Source organism: Marinobacterium lutimaris, from assembly GCF_900108065.1.
Lineage (GTDB): Bacteria > Pseudomonadota > Gammaproteobacteria > Pseudomonadales > Balneatricaceae > Marinobacterium_D > Marinobacterium_D lutimaris.
On sequence record NZ_FNVQ01000009.1, the window covers coordinates 23,030 to 42,997 of the forward strand.

The window sequence follows — 19,968 nt, forward strand, 5'->3', positions numbered from 1 at the left end:
CATGAGCCTTTCATGCCGGGAAGTGGACAACATTTTCCAGTCGATCGTGATCCAAGTGCAAGATCCGCCGCAGATGCTGAATGCGTCTATGGCCGCCTTCAAGCCAGAAGATCCAACGCGGATGGAGTGGCGTTACGAGTTGCGCGGCTTTGTCCGCGGCCTGACTGTCACTGGGCAACTGAATGGAAACGTATTAAAGCAGACGGACCGCCTGTTTCAGCAACCCAAGGATGGCCAAACCCGGCCAGGACGAATCCATCTGTTTTCCATTGATGTTTTTGCACACGCTCCCGGCAAGAAAGGCCGAATTTTCCAGTTCGACGTTGCAGCCATGAACCCGATGGATGCCTACGTCCAACTTACCAAACGCTTGGTATATCGCACTATCCCTGACGTTTACCAAGTTGAGGTATTTGAGTCGGCCCTTGCTGATCGTGAGGCCACCCAGCAACCCGCTCGCCTATTCGGAGAGGATGAGCTTATTTTTGTGACCGACAATGGACAGACGAAATAGCAATTCCACAGTTGACCATTTATATCCGGACAAAACGCCTTTCACTGTCAAATTTGAGACGGACACTTGGATTTTTCTGCTTGATCTTGATGATGATTCGGCTGCGTCCATCATGGATTCTGCCGATTGGGTTATAGCCTCTCTCCGCGTGTACCGGGGCATACTGAGCAAAAAAGTCTACTTCCTCGACACCCGGGAAGGATTGCTTGAAATCACCCATAACGGTGAAGAAAAAACTGGCATCATCCGCTGCTCACACTCTCAACGGGTATCAATCGAACGCTTAATCCAAAACCAGAGGACACAGTCCAATGAGCATGGTTCAGATCCAGATCGCCGGGAATACCTATAACTCCCAGTCTGTAGGCTTTAAAGATGTGTTGAAACAGGCCTACGAAGGGCGGGAACGCCCTTTGTGCCTGTGCACTGCAAAAAGGCCGGAGCTCTATATCGCCAAAATCAACGACGGATACTTCCTGAAGCGCATGCCCGGCACCGGCATCGAGCATGATGCAGAATGCCCCCACTTCGAAATATCTCCTTTGCTATCTGGCCGCGGTAACTTGGAAGCCTCTGCCATCACCCACGACCTAACATCCAACACCACCCTCTTAAAGCTGGGATTTCCACTTTCCACGCACATTGGTTCTTCCAGGGGCGCCCCGCCCCCCGGCAGTAACAAGGCAACGCAAGAAGTTGCCAGCGTACCAGATCGGAAATTGAACCTGCGTAGCCTGCTTGACCTGATCTACGAGGATGCACACCTCAACCGCTGGTACCCCGCTATGGAAGGTAAGCGGTTCTGGGGTATCGTGGCGCGGGAAATAGCCGGAGCGACGAAGCCCCTGCGTACCTCACGCAGCTCCCTCTCCAGCTCATTCATGATACCCAAGTACGCCAAACGCGGCGAGTATGGGGGGAACAATGCGAGCTGTGCAGCCTTCATCGACCAACTGGCAGGCAAGGGCAGCAAACGCCCGAACGGCTTTGTGATCGGGGAGATTCACTCGATACACACCGACTATAACCGTCCCCGCCTGGTCCTGCAGTTTATGGACACGGCCATTGAGCTGGACCCAACCGTATATACCAAATTTAGTGCAGTGTTTGAGGAAGAGCTGGCCCTTAATGAGGGCAACAATGACGTTCACTTGCTCGTGATCGTCTGCGTTCATAACGAAATGTCACGCCTGGTAGCCAACCAGATGACCGCCATGTTGCTTGATGAACATTGGATACCCGTTGGCCAGTCTGCCACTGAAGTGCTGCTGCTAGAGTCAATGCATAATCAAAAGCGGGCGTTCCAGAGAATACTGCGCTACACAGCTCCACCCGAACAGGTTATGGCCACGGCGATTCTTCTGGATACAGTTGAACCCACGCCAATCTTCATTGCGCCAGCCCCAGAAGATGAAGACGAGGCTAAACAGTATGTATCCTTGGTGAAAAATGAAGCACCGGATGCGGTGATTATCTACCCTGGCTCAACGTTTGAGTTACCACCGAAACGGACTCAGCAAAGCAACTGAAGCTCAGTGGGCTGAACCACGCCCGTCAGAAGCTAAAATTCCTTCAAGGGTGTGACGGCACTCCTTATCGTGACAAGCGTACCCTCCCATTTTTTCCCCTGGTTAGCCTTTAGATTGCATCATCTGCGCTGTCATCGCCCGACTCTCCTTTGCAGTACGCGAGCAACTGCCGTGATTCCACAACGCCTTCGTGACCATGACGAACGCATCTATTTCATCTGGCGTTGCGCCTATTTCCGCCGCAAAGAGATCCAGGTTTGTGAAGTCAAACCGGGTCAGGTCGATCGGCTGTTTGATCTGATGCTCGGCAAAACCCCTGGCGTATTCTTCATCGAGTTCCGGGTTCTTGCTCATCGCCCGGTAAACCAATTCCTGCAGGTATTCCATCATCAATTCCCTTGTCTAACTGAAAGAAAACCAGCTTCAGCGTGTGTTTTAAGTTCCTGAATTTATCACAGAATATCCTTATCTCATGAACATCCAGCAAGGTGATAAATCAATATGAGTCGTGAAGAATTGGAACAACTTGCTCTCTCTGCTGTGCCTGCTGACCTTTACTACGACCTGCAGGACACATTGAACGAGACGCCGGATGAGGATCTTTGGACGATCGTGAACGACGACCAAGAGCTCGAACATTGAGGAGGATCTATGTGTGAGGACAAAACGCCAGCTAAATGCCCCGATTGCGGGGTCCCGGCAGGACAATTACACCGTCCAGGATGCGATGTGGAGATTTGCCCCGAGTGTGGTGGCCAAATGATAGATGATGAGTGTTATGTGCAATCACCCCGTATACCGTGGAGCGGTGTTTGGCCCGATTAACGTCATGCGCCCTTCAAGTTTGCTAATGTCCGGTTCAGATCCAACGTGATCCTGGCTATCGCCTGCACCGGGTGCGCTGTCGCAATGGGGTCAGCTACTACTATTCGCTTTTTTCGCTCACCCCATTGTTCCATATTTGATCTGCACGTCGTTAGGGACCTGATTAGTGGAGCCGGGCATGGCACGTCTGCTCTAGGTAATGGCGATTTACCGCGCCTTTTTGCAAACCACCCGCGGACGCAGATCCTCTACTATCGACGCCCAGTTACCCTGTGCTGCTTCCCGCAGGCAAACCATAAAGAAGGACTCATCTGGAATTGAATGCAGGATGGGCATCTGATTCTGCTGCTCGATGTTGGGCATCGTGCTCGTTCCAATACTGCAGATTGTTTAATAAAGCCTGCTCCCAACCCTCGTGGATTTGGATACACATAATCTCACCGTAGGGAGTATCTCCCCAATAGAATCCGGCCTCGTTTTCGAAGATCACGTCACAGCCGTTCGTGAAATGCACCATTTTACCGATCAGGTCCGGCAACAGCTCTACAACAGCAGCCAAGTCATCACAGTCTATCGTGACGCGCTCAATCCTCATTGAGTTTGCTCCGACCCTGTAGCACTTCCCGATACGGATTATCCGGAGATTCCTGGGCCAGAATACTCATGGCTTTACGCATATCCTGCATGGTTTCAGCGCTGCTGAGATATCTCGGATCGCGCCTTGCCACTTCGACGCCGGCACTCAATAGCTCTATGCCTGCTTCCCTGGTGGTTACATCCTGCAGGTACCAGAATCCAAGCTGGAACTGGCACGGCGCGAATCCGATCCGTGCACAGTTGGAAAGGTACTGGAATGTGCGCAGGGCTTCGTCCGAGATTTCCCCTTCGCCCCCCTTCATCGGCGTTGGTATCGCACGCTGCTGCCACGCTTGTAATTGTCGTTCTGCCCAATAGACCTGAGCAGGCCAGTAGTCTCGAATAGCCGCGACTGATAGCAGCTTAATTGCTGCTTGATCGCGCTCATCACCTGTAAAATTCTGGTCCTTCGCATATGTCAGAATCAGAGCGACATTCACTACCGTATCCAGACTGAGGGTTGTCTCCTGCTCGAACAGTCGCACCCAATACCCAGGGCCTGCTGTTGCAATATAGGGAATCCCGATCTGTTCTTGTCGCGTAGGTGAATTTTTTGACTGCTGATCAAATGCGATGGCTAGCAACAGTAGGCTTTCTGCCCTGTTCCCATGCTCGAGGCTATCACCAAATACTTCTTGGATATCCTGCTCTGTCGGGTTCGGGATGGAATCCGTGGCGGAGTCTGCAGCTGACAACTTGAGGCAGAATCCCAGCGTCAGTAGCAGCACTGCGCGCTTCAACATAAGCCCAGCTTCCCGCCTCTACCAGCTGAGAAGTTAGGAATATCCTCAGCAGGCATACCCTGCAATGCAAGACCTCTAATCCAGCGCTCATTCGCTATGTGGAAGTAAACTGTAATTGCTGAAGTGCCAGGACTGAAGGTAGCCTTTCTGGCCACCGTTGCTTGTGCTTCTTGAAGGTTTCCAGCAAGCATGCTTTTGCGGCTGACGTGATTAAAATTATCAACTAACCCAACAGCGTATGAACACGTTCGTTGCGCGAAATCGACGTGAAGCAGGTTACCCATAGTGCCCTCCATAGATGCTTGTGTGCATTCTAGGGCACCCTCAGTGTCTCCGTGTTGGTAATTAGAACATCCAATATGTCCCAATTATTAGGCTGACAGCATTCCAGGGGGCGAATGGCCTCCAGACTCTTATCGATCAGATCCACAGCCATTGATTGGACTTCATGACCTTGGGCGAGAATCCCGAAGCAAGTCCTGGTTGGCACTGCTGAAGTCCCGTTGTAATAGCCGTTTGCAGACGCTCGACTCGTAGTGCGCTATGAGTGCAATCGGCACTTAGCTGACGTTTGGCTCGCAGTGCTCCATACGAGCTACCGGCACAGAGCGGACGCTCATGAGTCATATAAATGACCGATACCTATGGTTTAGTGCGCACCAAAAATAGGAGCGATTCAGTGTCCACCTGAGTACCACAGTCCAGCATACTAATAACAACAAATGGCCCAAGAGAGATATAAGGCACTACAAGAAAGCCGATGTGAAATCTGAGTCAGGACAGGTGTTTCGGGGCATCATCAGGCAGGTAGCCATTGAGCATGCCTCCATTGGTAACTGGGGTGTATCATCCTTTTTCGGGTGTAGTCCATTATGCTCATTGCATATTGTTACGGATAGTTGCCAAGGGCCGGTAAGACGAGGCACACGCTATACGGAAATAGATCCAATCCCGCATTGCAGTGCGCCGACTCCGTCCCATTACCTGTAAAGTATGCCGCTTTTACGAAATGCTTCACGGAAGCTTTGCGGCAACTGGTAGAGTGGTCCGTTTGCTTGGAGAGATTCGACCCGGTCTGCAAAACGAGAGGCGCCATACTGCTCGATATAACAAAGGGCACCGCCTCGGAATTTCGGAAATCCGAGACCAAGAATCAGTCCCATATCAACCTCTGCAGCGGTGGCCACTACCCCCTCACTCAGGCAGAGATAGGACTCCAGGCAGAGCGGTATCATCATCCGATCGATAATCTCTTCATCGCTGATATCGATCGAACGCGTTACCTTCTCTGAAATCAGCTTCAACGCTTGCTTAGTCGCACGCTTGTCGCGTGCGCCTTTACTGTAGTCGTAGAAACCTGTGCCATTTTTCTGCCCCAAAGCGCCCTGCTCCAGCAGCCATTCGATGATCGGCTTCTCAGCATGACCCATCCGTTCAGGATAGCCCTCTTGCAACACCTGATCTGCGTGCACCATGGTGTCCAGACCGATGACGTCCGCCAGATAAGCCGGACCCATCGGCCAGCCGAATGCTTCCATAACCCGGTCGATGCGCTGGAAGTCGACACCGTCATGTAGCAGGCGGTTAAACGCGTTGAAGTACGGGAACAGTACACGGTTAACCAGGAATCCTGGACAGTCGTTGACGACAATCGGCACCTTACCAAGGCTCAATGCGTAGCTTAGCGTCGACGCGATTGTCTCATCACTGCTCTGCTTACCCCGAATCACCTCCACCAGCGGCATCAGTGGAACCGGATTGAAGAAGTGCATACCGCAGAACTGTTGGGGCCGCTTCAACCCTTTTGCTAGCTGGGTAATGGATATTGTTGAAGTATTTGAGGTCAGAATTACACCATCCGCGAATTTCGACTCGGTCTCCTGCAACACCGATGATTTCACCGCCTCGTTTTCAACTACCGCCTCTACCACCAGATCAACATCGGCAAGCAACGTGTAGTCCAGAGTCGTTGCGATCCGCTCAATGCAGGCAACCTCCTGCTCCACGCTGAGGCGCCCTCTCTCAACCTGCTTGTCAAACAGCCCATGTGCGGTTGAGATACCTAGATCCAGCGCCTCCTGACGAATATCCTTGAGCACCACCGGGGTACCGCTTAGCGCAGACTGGTAGGCGATACCGCCTCCCATGATACCCGCTCCGAGAACGGCTGCCTTTTTCACCGGTTTCACAGCACCAGGGGCCTGCTTGGCGCGCTGGTACACACGCTGTTCGTTAATGAACAGCCCCACCAGGCTTTCCGCTTCACTCGATCGGGCAAGCTTAGCGAAACACTCTTTCTCTCGCAGCAGCGCTTTATCGAAGTCTAATCCCGCATGTCCAGCCACCAACTCGACGATATGACCGGCAGCCGGGTACTGCGGACTCAGGTACTTGGCAAAGCGCTCGGTGAAAGTAGTGATATGTTCATTGATGGCGGGATCCTGGGCACTCAACGAGGCTTTTTTCCATGGCCGGGCGGTGCGCCAGTCAATCTCCATGGAGACAAGGCGCTCGAGATGAGCCAAGGCAACAGAGTGCAACTCGTCATCATCAACCGCAGAGGATGCGATTCCAAGCTCCACAGCTCGCTGCGCCTTGATCGGGTTGCCAGAGACCATCATATCGAGTGCTGGTATGGAACCGACCAGACGACTGAGACGCACAGTGCCGCCCCAACCTGGGCAGATACCCAGTTTGACTTCCGGTAACCCGACGCGGGTTGAGGTCGTCATAATGCGAGCATCGGCGAGCAACGCCAACTCCAGTCCTCCGCCCAGTGCCATACCATTCACCGCAGCAACGCTGGGGAACGGCAGGCTTTCAATCCGGCAGAATAGTGCATGAGCTTTATCCAGCCATTCATCTAACACACCGTTACCCTGGGTGAAAAAAGTGGGAAACTCGAACACATCCGCACCCACGACAAAAGTCGATTTGGCGCTTCTGATCAGCAACCCCTTTACATCGGGATCTGATTCAAGCTGTGTCACCGCCCTATCAAGTTCAGCCAGCGCTGCCTGGTTGAGTGAGTTCGCCGAGCTGCTCTGTTTATCGAGTACAAGCTCAACCAATCCCGATTTACCGGTCAACGGTTTGAGCCTCAACGTATTGCCACTGTACATCTATCTCTCCTCATTATTATTCTCTTGTCCGCCGTCAGATAGCGTCTAGCAACCCACATGGGGCCTTACATATTCGGATAGTTGGGACCGCCGGCCCCCTCAGGCACTGCCCAGGTGATATTCTGGGCCGGGTCCTTGATGTCACAGGTTTTGCAGTGCACGCAGTTCTGTGCATTGATCTGGAAGCGCGGACCCGATGCCTCTTCGACTATTTCGTACACCCCCGCCGGGCAGTAGCGCTGAGCCGGTTCTGCGAAGGTCGGCAGGTTCTGCTGCAGCGGGATATCCGGGTTCTTCAGCTTCAAGTGGCAGGGCTGATCCTCTTCGTGGTTAGTGTTGGAGATAAACACCGAGGAGAGCTTGTCGAAGCTGAGCTTGCCGTCCGGCTTCGGGTAGTCGATCTGTTTGCACTGGTCGGCCGGTTTGAGCTGGGCGTAGTCCGGTTTGTCATCGTGCAGGGTGATCGGCAGCTTGCCGCCGAAGAGGTTCTGATCGATAAAGTTGAAGGCGCCACCGAGGATCGGACCGAACTTGTGCATCGCCGGGCCAAAGTTACGGGAGCGGAACAGCTCGTCATAGGCCCAGCTGGCTTCGAATTTGTCCGTGAAGCTGCTCAGTTCTGAGCCGCCTTCATTACCAGCGGCAATCGCTTCAAATACCGCTTCGGCGGCCAGCATGCCGGACTTCATGGCGGTGTGCGTGCCCTTGATCTTGCTGAAGTTGAGAGTGCCTGCGTTGCAGCCGATCAGCAGACCACCGGGGAATGTCATTTTCGGCAGTGCGTTGAAACCGCCCTTGGTGATGGCGCGGGCGCCATAGGCCACACGCTTGCCGCCTTCGAGATGCTCGGCCAGCACCGGGTGATGCTTCAGGCGCTGGAACTCGTCGAACGGGCTGAGCCAGGGGTTTGTGTAGTTGAGGTCGACGATCAGGCCCACCACTGCCTGGTTATTCTCCAGGTGATAAAGGAAGAAACCTCCGGTCGTGTCACCTTCAAGCGGCCAGCCGGAACCGTGAACCACCAGACCCGGCTTGTGCTTGGCCGGATCGATATCCCAAAGCTCCTTTAGGCCGATACCGTAGTGCTGGGCGTCAGCCTCGTTATCAAGCTTGAACTGCTCGATCAGCTGCTTGCCGAGATGACCGCGGCAGCCTTCTGCGAACAGGGTGTACTTGGCGTGCAGCTCCATCCCTTGCATGTAGTTGGGGCCCTGCTCACCGGCGGCGGTGATACCCATATCACCGGTGGCTATGCCTTTGACTGAACCATCGTCATTAAACAGGATTTCTGCAGCGGCAAAGCCGGGGAAGATCTCCACGCCCAGGCCTTCCGCCTGTTCCGCCAGCCAGCGGCAGACGTTGCCGAGACTGACCACGTAGTTGTTCAGATCCTGACCTGTGTTGTGCATGGTCTTGGGAATCAGTGCGTTGGGCAGTTTTTTGGCTGCCGTATCGCTTTTCAGCAGGTAGAGCTCATCCGAGGTCACCAGCATATTCAGCGGTGCGCCCATTTCTTTCCAGTCCGGGAAGAGTTCATCCATGGCGCGGGATTCGATCACCGCGCCGGAGAGGATGTGTGCTCCCACCTCGGAACCCTTCTCGACCACGCAGACCGTCAGCTCCTGTTCTGCTTCCTGAGCCTGTTGCATCAAGCGACAGGCGGCGGACAGGCCCGCAACGCCTGCACCGACGATGACGACATCAAATTCCATGGATTCACGCATGGCGTACTCCTATTTCAGCGGGTGTCGGGTTATAGCTTCTCAGCCAGCTCCGGCAGCGCTTGGAACAGGTCAGCCACCAGACCATAGTCAGCGATCTGGAAGATCGGCGCTTCCTCGTCCTTATTGATCGCCACGATTACCTTAGACTCCTTCATCCCCGCCAGGTGCTGGATCGCACCGGAGATACCCACGGCGATATACAGCTCAGGCGCGACGATTTTGCCGGTCTGCCCCACCTGCAGGTCGTTGCTGACAAAACCGGCATCCACCGCGGCACGGGAGGCACCAATGGCGGCACCGAGCTTGTCGGCCACGCTATCTAGCAGGGCAAAGTTCTCGCCGGTCCCCATACCGCGACCACCGGAGATGATGACGCGGGCACTGGCCAGATCGGGACGGTCGGACTTGGCCATCTCTTCGCTGACAAAGGCGGAGGTGCCAGCATCGCAGGCAGTCGTGATGGCGTTGACGATGGCACTGCTCCCCTCAGTGGCAGCGGCATCGAACGCCGATGCGCGCACGGTGATTACCTTGACCTCGTCCAGCGACTGCACGGTGGCGATAGCGTTACCGGCATAGATCGGGCGTTTGAAGGTGTCGGCGGACTCCACAGCGGTGATCTCACTAATCTGGCCCACATCGAGCAGGGCCGCCACACGGGGCATCAGGTCCTTGCCTGTAGTACCGGCCGGAGCCAGGATGTGACTGAAGCCGGCCGCCTGTTCGACCACCAGTGCGGCCAGATTCTCGGCCAGTGCCTTGTCGTAGACCGGATTGTCAGCCAGAAGGACATTGCTTACCCCAGCCGCCTTGGCGGCATCGTCCGCCACGGCAGCGCAGCCGCTGCCCGCCACCAACACAGTAATATCGCCGCCGATCTGCTGAGCTGCGGTCAACGCGTTCAGGGTGCCCGGATTGAGGGTCTGATTGTCGTGTTCTGCAATAAGTAGAATGCTCATATTCGTCCCCTCAGATCACTTTCGCTTCGTTTTTAAGCTTGTCCACCAACGCATCCACGCTGTCTACCTTAATACCGGCCTGACGGCTGGCCGGCGTTTCCACCTTCAACAACCGGCTGTGCTGCTTCAACTCCACACTTAGATCAGCCGGGGTCTTAACCTCGAGGGGCTTGCGCTTGGCCTTCATGATATCGGGCAGCTTGGCATAACGCGGCTCATTCAGACGCAGGTCGGTGGTCACGATGGCCGGCAGGACCAGCTCGACGGTTTTCAGGCCGCAGTCCACTTCACGGGTTACCATAGCCTTCTCACCTTCGACCTTCACTTCGGACGCGAAGGTGCCCTGGGGACGACCGGTCAGCGCCGCGAGCATCTGGCCGGTCTGGTTGTTGTCGACATCGATCGACTGCTTGCCGAGGATCGTCAGGCCCGGCTGCTCGGCTTCCACCACCCTGGCCAGGAGTTTGGCCACGTTGAGCGGCTCCGGCAGATCATCGCACTCGATCTGGATAGCGCGGTCGGCGCCAAGCGCCAGCGCGGTACGTAGCTGCTCCTGAACCGCTTTCGGTCCGATGGAGGCGACCACTACCTCGGAGGCGATACCCGCTTCCTTCAGGCGGATCGCCTCTTCCACGGCGATCTCGCAGAAGGGATTGAGAGCCATTTTGACGTTAGCCAGGTCCACATCGGTGTTGTCGGCTTTGACCCGTACCTTGACGTTGTAATCGATAACGCGTTTTACACTTACCAGTACTTTCATAACGTACCTTTCCTCAAAAAATCAGCCCGACGCCTTAACGGATCACACCTTTCGCTTCCAGGGTATCCAGTTGCTCTTTGCGCTTGGGTAAGAGTCTCTCCGTCCGCTCAGGTAACAATCTCTCTAGCACCTCGCGGGTATGCTCACCCAGTTGCGGTGGCGGCAAATCGGAGTTCACGTGCAGGTTATCGAAGCGGACAGGGTTGCTGACCAGAGACACCTCTCCCGCCTCGGCGTGAGGTAAGTTGAGTTTCATGCCTCGGTGCTGAACCTGGGGATCGGAAAACACCTGTTCGATGCTGTTGATTGGACCACAGGGCACGCTTTCACACTCCAGCTCACTTAGCCAGAACTGGGACGGTTTGGATTTGATCAATTCTTCTATTTGCGGCACCAACAGAGTGCGGTTTTCGACGCGACTGCGGTTAGTGGAAAAACGTTGGTCCTGAGCCAGTTCGGGGCTACCGGCAACGGCACAGAAACGTTGAAACTGGGTGTCGTTTCCAACAGCCAGGATGATATGGCCATCCGCGGTCGCGAACGCCTGATAGGGCACGATATTGGGGTGGGAGTTACCCAGGCGTCCCGGGGACTGTCCGGAGGTCAGGTAGTTCAACGCCTGGTTGGCGAGAACGCCTACCTGTACATCCAGCAAAGACACGTCTATCCATGCCCCCTCGCCGGTACGATCACGACCAATTAGCGCCGACAAAATGGAAGTGGCGGCGTACATACCGGTAAACAGATCAACAACCGCGACTCCGACTTTTACCGGCCCGCCTCCGGGCTCACTATCTGGCTTACCGGTTATTCCCATAAGACCGCCCATGCCCTGCAACAGGAAATCGTATCCCGCCCGTTTCGCATAGGGGCCGTCCTGGCCGAATCCGGTGATCGAGCAGTAGATCAGATCGGGCTTTACCGACTTCAGGCTTTCATAATCCAGCCCATAGCGCTTAAGCCCGCCAACCTTGAAGTTCTCCAGTACCACGTCGCAGTTTTTTACCAGATCGCGAACCAGCGCCTGTCCTTCCAGTTGTGCGATATCAATCGCGACCGATTGCTTCCCTCGATTGGCACACAAGTAGTACGCAGCATCACCGGTATCACCCAGAAAGGGAGGCCCCCAACCGCGAGTATCATCACCGCGCTCTGGGTGCTCGATTTTGATCACCTCGGCCCCCATGTCGGCCAGATGTTGAGAACACCAAGGACCCGCCAGGATGCGGGAGAGATCGAGTACGCGAATTCCGGACAGAGGCTTGTTCATCTTATTTCCTCCAGCATAAAGGGAGGCCCCAGCCTCCCCATAACATCACAGGCGGTTAGCAGAACGCTTGCAGACCTGTTTGAGCGCGACCCAAGATCAACGCATGGACATCATGAGTCCCCTCGTAGGTGTTCACCGATTCAAGGTTGACCATATGACGCATAACACCGAACTCATCGGAGATACCATTGCCACCATGCATATCACGCGCGATACGAGCTATTTCCAACGCTTTCCCGCAGTTGTTACGCTTGATCAACGACACCATCTCCGGTGCCCAGTTGCCGCTATCCATCAGACGACCGACCTGCAATGCGGCCTGCAGACCCAGAGTGATTTCGGTTTGCATATTGGCCAGCTTTAGCTGAACCAGCTGATTGGCGGCCAGAGGACGACCGAACTGCTTACGATCCAAGGTGTACTGACGCGCCGCATGCCAGCAGAACTCCGCCGCACCCAAGGTGCCCCAGGCAATACCGTAACGGGCTTTGTTGAGGCAGCCGAACGGACCGGACAAACCACTTGCGTTAGGCAACAGGTTCTCCTCCGGCACAAACGCCTCGTCGAGGACGATCTCACCGGTAATTGATGCGCGCAGGCTCAACTTGCCTTCGATCTTCGGTGTAGAGAAACCCTCGGTACCGCGCTCGACGATAAAGCCGCGAATTTTGCCCTCATGCGCCTCAGACTTGGCCCAAACAACGGCAATGTCAGCGATCGGACTGTTGGTGATCCACATCTTCTGACCGGTTAGCAGATAACCGCCATCGACCTTCTTGGCGCGGGTGATCATCGAGCCCGGGTCAGAGCCGTGATCGGGTTCAGTCAGCCCGAAGCAACCAACGATTTCACCGGTGGCCAGTTTGGGCAGGAACTTCTGCTTCTGCTCTTCAGAGCCGTAACTCTCGATGGGAAACATCACCAGGGAGGACTGCACGCTCATCGCTGAGCGGTAACCTGAATCGACACGCTCCACTTCACGGGCGATCAGGCCGTAAGCCACATGGTTCAAACCGGCACCGCCGTACTCCTCGGCCACAGTTGCGCCGAGCAGGCCCATCTCGCCCATCTCACTCATGATGTTGCGGTCAAAACGCTCTTCACGGTATGCACTAAGCACCCGCGGCTGCAGCTCGTTCTGGCAATAGGCCCGTGCGGCCTCACTGATCTGACGTTCATCTTCCGTCAGCTGTTGATCAAGAAGCAGCGGATCGTCCCAGTTAAAGCTTGAGGAGTGTGACATTTTTTTAATCTCCGTAACCTGTGTCCCATCCGTTCGAACCCCAACGTCCGAACCAATATATTCGAATTAGAGTAGCGGCACCTTAGAAAGAGACCGTTTATTATATTTATACTAATAAATAGAATAATACAACCAAGTCGCCAACAAGATCTGTTTATGGCAGGATGAGCTCCCACCGGAGGTAGCAATACAGAGATGCAAGAGAAAAAATTCAGCGCGCCGAAGCGAGTTAAACGTGCCGATCAGATCGTCGAGTCAGTCAAACGTTGGGTCGCCATCAACGGCAAACAACCAGGGGACCGGTTGCCAAACGAGCGTGAATTGATGGAACAGTTTGACTGCTCCAAAGGCACCGTCAGAGAGGCGTTAAAGTCACTGGAGGTTCAGGGACTTGTCTCGATCCGCACTGGCCCCAACGGAGGCGCGACGCTGGAACGCGTACCCTACGAGAAAGCCAGCGAGCTACTGCGCAACTTCCTGCATTTCGAACAACCCTCCGGCCCGGAAATCTACGCGCTACGCACACTGATCGAGCCCGAGATTGCAGCACTTGCCACCCCGAAACTGAACACTGAAGATCTGGCGCAGCTGGAATCTCTGGTCAAACGTTGCGAGAGCGCTCCCCAAACATTCGAAGAGCGTATAGAGCAACGCATCGCAGAACTGGAGTTTCATGTTCTGCTCGCACAACGCTGTGACAACGCCATGCTCGCGTTCATTGGTCGCTTCGTAAACGACATGATCCGCGACCTGGTAATCTTCAAGAAATCGGCACTGCCCGAGCAACATGAGTTCTCCTGCGCCAATCTGAAATACCATCAACAGCTGCTGCAGGCGTTCCATGACAGAGATGCCAGCCGGGCCCGCGCGCTGATGCTGGAGCATATGCAGTCGGCCGAACAGTTCAATCGCGAGCTGGAAGGCCAGCTGAACCAGCACTTTTTAACGCCACAATAAGGACACGCCTGGTGCCATGATCAGTGACGGGGACCGCGACAGCACAAGTTCCCGTCAGAAACGCCAAACAGACAAGCTCTAGACTATGGCACCTTGCATAAAGAAGACCGCTTTAGCCGGCTGATCGGAACGATTACGCCAGGCGTGACTCGTGCCGTTTTGGATCACCACATCACCGGGGTGAAGGACCCGTGACTCGCCGCCCTCCAACTCCAACCAAAGCTCACCCTCCAGCAATACACCGTAGTCAACGGTCGGCGTCTTATGCATACCGGGGCGTTCGGGATCGAAGCATTCCAGCAGACCGGGAAGCTCCTCAGCCATCTGCGCGAAGGCACGCTCTGGATTCCTAGGTTGAGCCATAACACTGTCTGGCGGCAAGCTCACCATCAGCATCGAAGTACCGCCCGTACCGGGGATAAGCGATCCCCTCGCGGCGGTCGGATCATCGGTCGCCGTCGTCGTGCTGGGATACTCAGTGCTCCATAGCTGAGCGAAACCATAACCCGGGATATCGGCAAAATCAGCGGCCCGGGGTGTATTGTCATCTGAAATGAAAACCGGTTGTCCACCAGCATCGTGGCCGGTCACGACTCTTCTTACCTGCATCTCACAATCCTTCAAAACACAAACACTTCACTTGAGGGTGGCCACTGCCGAAGGCAGCGGCCACTAGACACTATTACGGACAGATCACGAAGTTACCGAAACCGCCCGCGCGGTTTTCGATACCGTTGATCGCCTTGTTCACATCCTCAAGCGGGAAGGTGTTGTGTTCGAAGAAAGAGAGATCAAGAACGCCGGACTCGACCATGTCCGCCATCTCCTGCCCCTGCCCAGTTGTAAACCAGGCGGAACCCATCAGTGTCTGCTCCTGGTCCATCATGCGGTGGATATCTACCGGCAACTGACCAGAGACCGCACCGATGTTCACCAGCGTGCCGGTACGTTTCAGGCTGCGCATAGCATCGAGCAGAGTCTCCTGAGGAGCTCCCGGTCCCAGCGCATCAATGACGATATCGACACCATCACCCTTTGTCACATCGTATGCCCAATCCTCGATACTGCCGCTACCAAGCTGATGGATCTCGATACGCCCAGCCGGTGCCGGTGCAAGATCCTTAACACGCTGGAACAACGCTTCGTTACGCGCAGTACCGATGATCTTACGGACGCCGATTGCAAGCGCACAAGCCAGGACACCGATACCCAGAGTTCCGCTGATACCGTTAATCAGCACAGTGCTGTTGGGACCCGCACCAGCCTTGCGCAGCGCGCGGTAACCGGTACCGACGTAGCCCAAACGCGCTGCTGTATTGAAGTCCATATTGTCCGGCAGTTTTACCAAGCTGTACTGAGGGGCCGGCATGTACTCGCAGAGACCGCCGTAGGGGTAATCCTCAAAGATACGAGCGCTGTTCTTGGTAAAACCAAAGTAGCCATTAAAGGTATAAGAGGTACAACCAGTAGAGTTACCTGAACGGCAGGCACGGCATGAGCCGCAGTAACGTGCGGGGTTAACGTATACGCGATCACCAGGTTTGAAGTCATACACCTGATCACCCACCGCCTCGATAACCCCTGTGGGGTCCAGCCCGAAGATCGCCGGTAACGGCGGCAACGGCATATGAGGGAACCAGCTCACCCAGTTGGTCAGAATATTATTCAGGTTGGGAACAATGCCACAGGCCTCGACCTTAACCAGCACTTCCGTCGGGCGAATCTGAGGAACCGGGATCTCCTCGATCACCATCGGCTGACCACACTCATACATACGAGCAGCGCGCATCATTTTAGTCGACATAGCTTTCTCCTTTATTTTTCTTATAAAAACTGCAAGACCGTTTCTCTTAGGGGGGGGGGCGTGACCCTGCAGATCGCTGTGGTACTTCTTTTTATTGCAGCCCGATCAACGCAGGCCGTCCTCACCTTTCACATCGTCCGCAGATAGCCCCCCCAGGCGCGCATGAATGCGACCACCGGTAGACATCGCCAAAGCGAACAGTATCTCATCACGACGGGGACCATCCCATACGGTCACTTCCGCGACACCGAAATGGCTACGTACATAAGCAGCTTGAATATGACCCAGCGGCACCATCAGTCGAGTTCCTGGACCTGAAATGGTCTTAGCAGAGGGAACTATCGCTTTCGGGTTACCCAAGGCTTCACGCATGGCCCAACCACCCGCTTCGTGCCAGATCGCACCATGCTCCAACTCACCATCTTCACCCACGATGGCAGCCTTGCCGTAGGCCTGAATCTTATCAGCACCACCGAGTGCAGCAAGCAAACGCTTGGAAAGCTCAGTACCCAATGAGCGAAGCTCGCCCATAAAAGGCATCAAATCATCTACATACTGCCCCGCATAAGGGTTTGCGATAACAGCAGAGGCAACTGCGACCTTCAGCGGAGTGGACGCAACCGGCCCGCGTTCATGAAACACCTCTTCGACATCAAGCTTGTACTTGCGGACTTGTATCAACGACATGCTGACCCTCCATTCATTGCCTTATATTAAGTTTTGCACTCTAGGGCTTCCATAATATGCACGTTTATAGCTATAGTGCAATAATATTACTTTGTGCACAAAAACAAAAAATGGAGTCAATTATGAGATTTATCTCTTACACCAAAGACAACAAGCCTGGTTTTGGCGTTGTTACTGCGGATAATAAGGTTATTGAACTGGCCGGCAAGGTCGCTGGCGCGGATTGTCTGGCAACGCTCGTGGGCAGTGAAGAGCTGTTGGGCAGGGCTAAAGACTATGCAGCAACCGCCACTCCCAGCTGCGACTACGATGCTATCACCCTGGAGCCGGTCATTCCGCAGCCGAGCAAGATCATCTGTGTCGGTATCAACTATGTAGCTCACGCCGCCGAGGCTGGTCGCAAGGTGGGACAGTATCCGGTTATTTTCCAGCGTTTCGCCGACACACTGCAGGCAGCTGACGCACCGATTATCCGTCCAGTGGTGTCTCCTGAATTCGACTTCGAAGCTGAGCTCGCAGTTGTTATCGGCAAAGGCGGTGGCCACATCGCTCCTGAAGATGCCATGAAGCATGTAGCCGGCTACACCTGCTTCAACGATTCAAGTGTGCGTGACTGGCAGTTCCACACTCACCAGTACGGCATGGGTAAAACCTTCCGCAAAACCGGTGCGCTCGGCCCCTGGTTGGTAACTACAGACGAGATCGCGGATTACCGCGAGCTGGAGATCAAGGGCGTACTGAACGGTGAGCAGATGCAGGAGGGCAAGCTGTCCGAGCTGGCATTCGACATTCCGCACCTGATTTCATACGTATCCCAGGCCCTAGACTGGAATCCGGGAGACATCCTCGCCACCGGAACCCCGAGTGGAATCGGCTTCAAACGCAATCCGCCGATTTTCCTCAAGCCTGGCGATGTGTTTGAGGTGGTTATCTCGCAGATCGGAACGCTCACCAACACCGTAGCCGACGAAGCCTGATCGCCAGCCAAGTGCAATGTGATTAACAATCAAATAACAACAAGAGAGACAATCATGAACACCTTGCCAAAACTGCACTTCACCCACGCCGGTATCCACTGCGTTGACGTGGATATGATGGTCGAATTCTATACCAGCAAACTCGGCCTGGTCATCAGCGATCAGGGGGTAGCATCCACCGGCCACCGTCTGTTCTTCATGACCCTGGATCCAGAAATTCACCACCAGTTTGTGCTGTTTGACGGCAAACCGGAGGGGATGAATTTCAACCCCGTCAACCAGCTATCCTTTCTAGTGGATAGCCTTGGCGACCTGCGAAACTATTACCGCTTCGCCACGGAGAATGGCATCCAGAATATTGGCCAGGTTGACCACGGTAACGCTTGGTCGATCTACTTCAAGGACCCGGAAGGCAACCCCGTCGAAGTGTACGTGGACAGCCCCTTCTATACAGCTCAACCCTGCCGCGAACCGCTTGATCTGAGCACAACTGACGAAGAGATTCTCGCTCGCACAGAAGCAATGTGCCACAACCGCCCGGATTTCCAGACACGCGAAGAGTGGATTGAATCAACACGCCAGCTGATCGCCGACAAGCGCGCCCGCTTGTAACTCAAAGCGTCTCGGCCCTGCCATGCAGGCCGAGACTCTCACCGGGAAATAGAACACTATGCATAAGAACCTAATCGGCGGGCAATGGGTTGACGGCCGAGCCGAGCGCATCAACCTAAACCCCTCGGATACCAACGATCAGATCGGCGTGTATGCTCAGGCCTCGGCTGAGGATACGCTAGTCGCAATCGATGCCGCGGAAGCGGCGCAGCCTATCTGGGCATCACTGAGCCTACAGCAGCGTGCCGACGCTCTGGAGTTCATTGGTACTGAGATTCTGTCTCGCCAGACAGAGCTGGGCACCCTGCTCGCGCGCGAAGAGGGCAAGATTCTACCCGAGGCTGTCGGAGAGGTAGTTCGCGCCGGACAGATCTTTAAATTCTTTGCCGGAGAAATCCTTCGCCCCCAGGGGGAACATCTGGACTCCGTGCGCAGCGGCATCGAGGTCGATATTGTGCGCCAGCCGGTTGGCGTAATCGGCATCATTGCCCCATGGAACTTCCCGATCGCCATTCCCGCCTGGAAGATCGCACCGGCACTGGCCTATGGCAACGCCGTGGTGTTTAAGCCAGCCGACCTGGTACCCGGGTCAGCCTGGGCGCTGGCCGAGATCATCTCTCGCGCCGGTCTGCCGGACGGTACATTTAACCTGTTGATGGGCCGCGGCAGCGTTGTTGGCCAGTCTATGGTTGAATCTCCCAAGGTCAAGGCGATCAGCTTTACCGGTTCAGCCGACACCGGACGCCGGATACTGACCACTGCAGCTCCCCGTCTGGCGAAACTACAGATGGAGATGGGTGGCAGTAATCCACTGGTGATCCTCAACGACGCCGACCTCGATCTAGCAGTGGATGTGGCCGTTCAGGGCGCGTACTTCTCGACCGGACAGCGCTGTACCGCTTCTTCCCGCTTTATTATCGAAAAAGGGATCTACTCCCGGTTCACCGCGGCGGTGCAGGAAAAACTGCAATCGCTGGTAGTTGGGCATGCCCTGGACCCACAGAGCACTATTGGCCCTGTCGCCGACAAGGCGCAGTTTGAGCTCAACTTGAGGGATATAAAAGCAACACGAGCCGAGGGCGCTCGGCTGGCGTTTGGGGGCGAAGCGCTGACACGGGAAACACCGGGATACTTTATGAGCCCAGCTCTCTTCGTTGATGCGGAACCCGGTATGCGTATCGCTCAGGAGGAGTTTTTCGGCCCGATCGCCTGTGCGATACCCGCCGTCGACTACGAACACGCTCTGCAGCTGGCAAACGACTCCTCTTACGGACTCTCAGCCGGCATCTGCACCAACTCGCTCAAGTACGCCACCGACTTCAAGCGCAAAGTGCAAAGCGGAATGGTGATGGTGAATACCCCCACCGCCGGCGTTGATTATCACGTGCCGTTCGGCGGCACCAAGGGGTCGAGTTATGGTTCACGCGAGCAGGGTCGCTATGCGGCCGAGTTCTACACCACAGTAAAGACGGCTTACACCCGATACTGAGCTTTCATCGAAGATCCAGATGCAGACAAATCGTCTGCATCGACGAAAGCCGTAACCCGGCTAACGCAGCTATAGCTGCTTGATAGACCACCCTGAGCCGGTCTTTCTGAGAGATAT

General features: G+C 55.1%; 21 protein-coding genes. 8 read left to right on the forward strand and 13 right to left on the reverse strand.

The window, feature by feature from the left end; genetic code table 11:
* Position 1: 1 nt before the first annotated feature.
* Complete coding sequence (locus C4S72_RS24420) at positions 2-514, forward strand: hypothetical protein (protein ID WP_104005828.1); 513 nt, start codon at positions 2-4, stop codon at positions 512-514.
* Positions 515-825: 311 nt separating this feature from the next.
* Complete coding sequence (locus tag C4S72_RS24430) at positions 826-2,043, forward strand: DUF1173 family protein (RefSeq protein ID WP_104005830.1); 1,218 nt, start codon at positions 826-828, stop codon at positions 2,041-2,043.
* 102 nt (positions 2,044-2,145) lie between these two features.
* Here the strand turns inward: C4S72_RS24430 and C4S72_RS24435 are convergent, their stop codons facing one another.
* Positions 2,146-2,430, reverse strand: a complete 285-nt coding sequence (locus C4S72_RS24435) for a hypothetical protein (protein WP_104005831.1) — start codon at positions 2,428-2,430, stop codon at positions 2,146-2,148.
* 114 nt (positions 2,431-2,544) lie between these two features.
* On the opposite strand from C4S72_RS24435, the gene C4S72_RS25955 reads away from it, so the two are divergent.
* Both C4S72_RS25955 and C4S72_RS26250 read left to right on the forward strand, forming a co-directional pair.
* Positions 2,545-2,685: a hypothetical protein gene (locus C4S72_RS25955; RefSeq protein WP_200826897.1), complete on the forward strand. Its 141-nt coding sequence runs from the start codon at positions 2,545-2,547 to the stop codon at positions 2,683-2,685.
* A gap of 9 nt (positions 2,686-2,694) precedes the next feature.
* Positions 2,695-2,868 (forward strand): zf-TFIIB domain-containing protein, encoded by a 174-nt coding sequence (locus C4S72_RS26250; RefSeq protein ID WP_146071934.1) that lies wholly within the window; start codon positions 2,695-2,697, stop codon positions 2,866-2,868.
* Between the two features lie 307 nt (positions 2,869-3,175).
* On the opposite strand, the gene C4S72_RS24440 is transcribed toward C4S72_RS26250, so the two are convergent.
* The 9 genes from C4S72_RS24440 to C4S72_RS24480 form a co-directional block, all read right to left on the reverse strand.
* Entirely contained in the window at positions 3,176-3,463 is a 288-nt protein-coding gene (locus C4S72_RS24440) for a hypothetical protein (protein WP_104005832.1), read from the reverse strand.
* A complete protein-coding gene (locus tag C4S72_RS24445) occupies positions 3,453-4,247 on the reverse strand; it encodes a hypothetical protein (protein WP_104005833.1) in 795 nt (264 codons plus the stop codon). Before C4S72_RS24445 ends, C4S72_RS24440 begins: the two co-directional genes overlap by 11 nt.
* Entirely contained in the window at positions 4,241-4,531 is a 291-nt protein-coding gene (locus C4S72_RS24450; protein WP_104005834.1) for a hypothetical protein, read from the reverse strand. The genes C4S72_RS24445 and C4S72_RS24450 overlap by 7 nt, the downstream gene beginning before the upstream one ends.
* Positions 4,532-5,227: 696 nt before the next feature.
* Positions 5,228-7,369 (reverse strand): fatty acid oxidation complex subunit alpha FadB, encoded by a 2,142-nt coding sequence (fadB, locus tag C4S72_RS24455; protein WP_104005835.1) that lies wholly within the window; start codon positions 7,367-7,369, stop codon positions 5,228-5,230.
* A 65-nt stretch (positions 7,370-7,434) separates the two neighbouring features.
* Positions 7,435-9,093 (reverse strand): electron transfer flavoprotein-ubiquinone oxidoreductase, encoded by a 1,659-nt coding sequence (locus C4S72_RS24460; RefSeq protein ID WP_104005836.1) that lies wholly within the window; start codon positions 9,091-9,093, stop codon positions 7,435-7,437.
* Between the two features lie 29 nt (positions 9,094-9,122).
* Complete coding sequence (locus C4S72_RS24465) at positions 9,123-10,052, reverse strand: electron transfer flavoprotein subunit alpha/FixB family protein (RefSeq protein ID WP_104005837.1); 930 nt, start codon at positions 10,050-10,052, stop codon at positions 9,123-9,125.
* 10 nt (positions 10,053-10,062) lie between these two features.
* Positions 10,063-10,812 (reverse strand): electron transfer flavoprotein subunit beta/FixA family protein, encoded by a 750-nt coding sequence (locus C4S72_RS24470; RefSeq protein WP_104005838.1) that lies wholly within the window; start codon positions 10,810-10,812, stop codon positions 10,063-10,065.
* 34 nt (positions 10,813-10,846) lie between these two features.
* Complete coding sequence (locus C4S72_RS24475; protein WP_104005839.1) at positions 10,847-12,082, reverse strand: CaiB/BaiF CoA transferase family protein; 1,236 nt, start codon at positions 12,080-12,082, stop codon at positions 10,847-10,849.
* 55 nt (positions 12,083-12,137) lie between these two features.
* Positions 12,138-13,325 (reverse strand): acyl-CoA dehydrogenase, encoded by a 1,188-nt coding sequence (locus tag C4S72_RS24480; RefSeq protein ID WP_104005840.1) that lies wholly within the window; start codon positions 13,323-13,325, stop codon positions 12,138-12,140.
* 195 nt (positions 13,326-13,520) lie between these two features.
* Between C4S72_RS24480 and C4S72_RS24485 the strand changes: the two genes are divergently transcribed.
* Positions 13,521-14,282: a FadR/GntR family transcriptional regulator gene (locus tag C4S72_RS24485; protein ID WP_104005841.1), complete on the forward strand. Its 762-nt coding sequence runs from the start codon at positions 13,521-13,523 to the stop codon at positions 14,280-14,282.
* Positions 14,283-14,360: 78 nt separating this feature from the next.
* Here the strand turns inward: C4S72_RS24485 and C4S72_RS24490 are convergent, their stop codons facing one another.
* The 3 genes from C4S72_RS24490 to C4S72_RS24500 form a co-directional block, all read right to left on the reverse strand.
* On the reverse strand, positions 14,361-14,891 hold the full coding sequence (locus C4S72_RS24490; RefSeq protein WP_104005842.1) for a cupin domain-containing protein: 531 nt from the start codon (positions 14,889-14,891) through the stop codon (positions 14,361-14,363).
* A 73-nt stretch (positions 14,892-14,964) separates the two neighbouring features.
* Complete coding sequence (locus C4S72_RS24495; RefSeq protein ID WP_104005843.1) at positions 14,965-16,086, reverse strand: alcohol dehydrogenase catalytic domain-containing protein; 1,122 nt, start codon at positions 16,084-16,086, stop codon at positions 14,965-14,967.
* Between the two features lie 105 nt (positions 16,087-16,191).
* Positions 16,192-16,773 carry an amino acid synthesis family protein gene (locus tag C4S72_RS24500; protein ID WP_104005844.1) on the reverse strand — a complete coding sequence of 194 codons (582 nt, stop codon included), beginning with the start codon at positions 16,771-16,773 and terminating at the stop codon, positions 16,192-16,194.
* A 122-nt stretch (positions 16,774-16,895) separates the two neighbouring features.
* On the opposite strand from C4S72_RS24500, the gene C4S72_RS24505 reads away from it, so the two are divergent.
* From C4S72_RS24505 to C4S72_RS24515, 3 genes are read left to right on the forward strand one after another with little or no spacing between them, the layout of a single operon-like run.
* The gene (locus C4S72_RS24505) at positions 16,896-17,750 is read left to right on the forward strand and encodes a fumarylacetoacetate hydrolase family protein (protein ID WP_104005845.1); all 855 of its coding nucleotides are present in this window, start codon (positions 16,896-16,898) and stop codon (positions 17,748-17,750) included.
* Positions 17,751-17,804: 54 nt separating this feature from the next.
* Positions 17,805-18,362 (forward strand): VOC family protein, encoded by a 558-nt coding sequence (locus C4S72_RS24510; protein WP_104005846.1) that lies wholly within the window; start codon positions 17,805-17,807, stop codon positions 18,360-18,362.
* A gap of 58 nt (positions 18,363-18,420) precedes the next feature.
* Positions 18,421-19,851, forward strand: a complete 1,431-nt coding sequence (locus C4S72_RS24515) for an aldehyde dehydrogenase family protein (protein ID WP_104005847.1) — start codon at positions 18,421-18,423, stop codon at positions 19,849-19,851.
* Positions 19,852-19,968 lie beyond the last annotated feature (117 nt).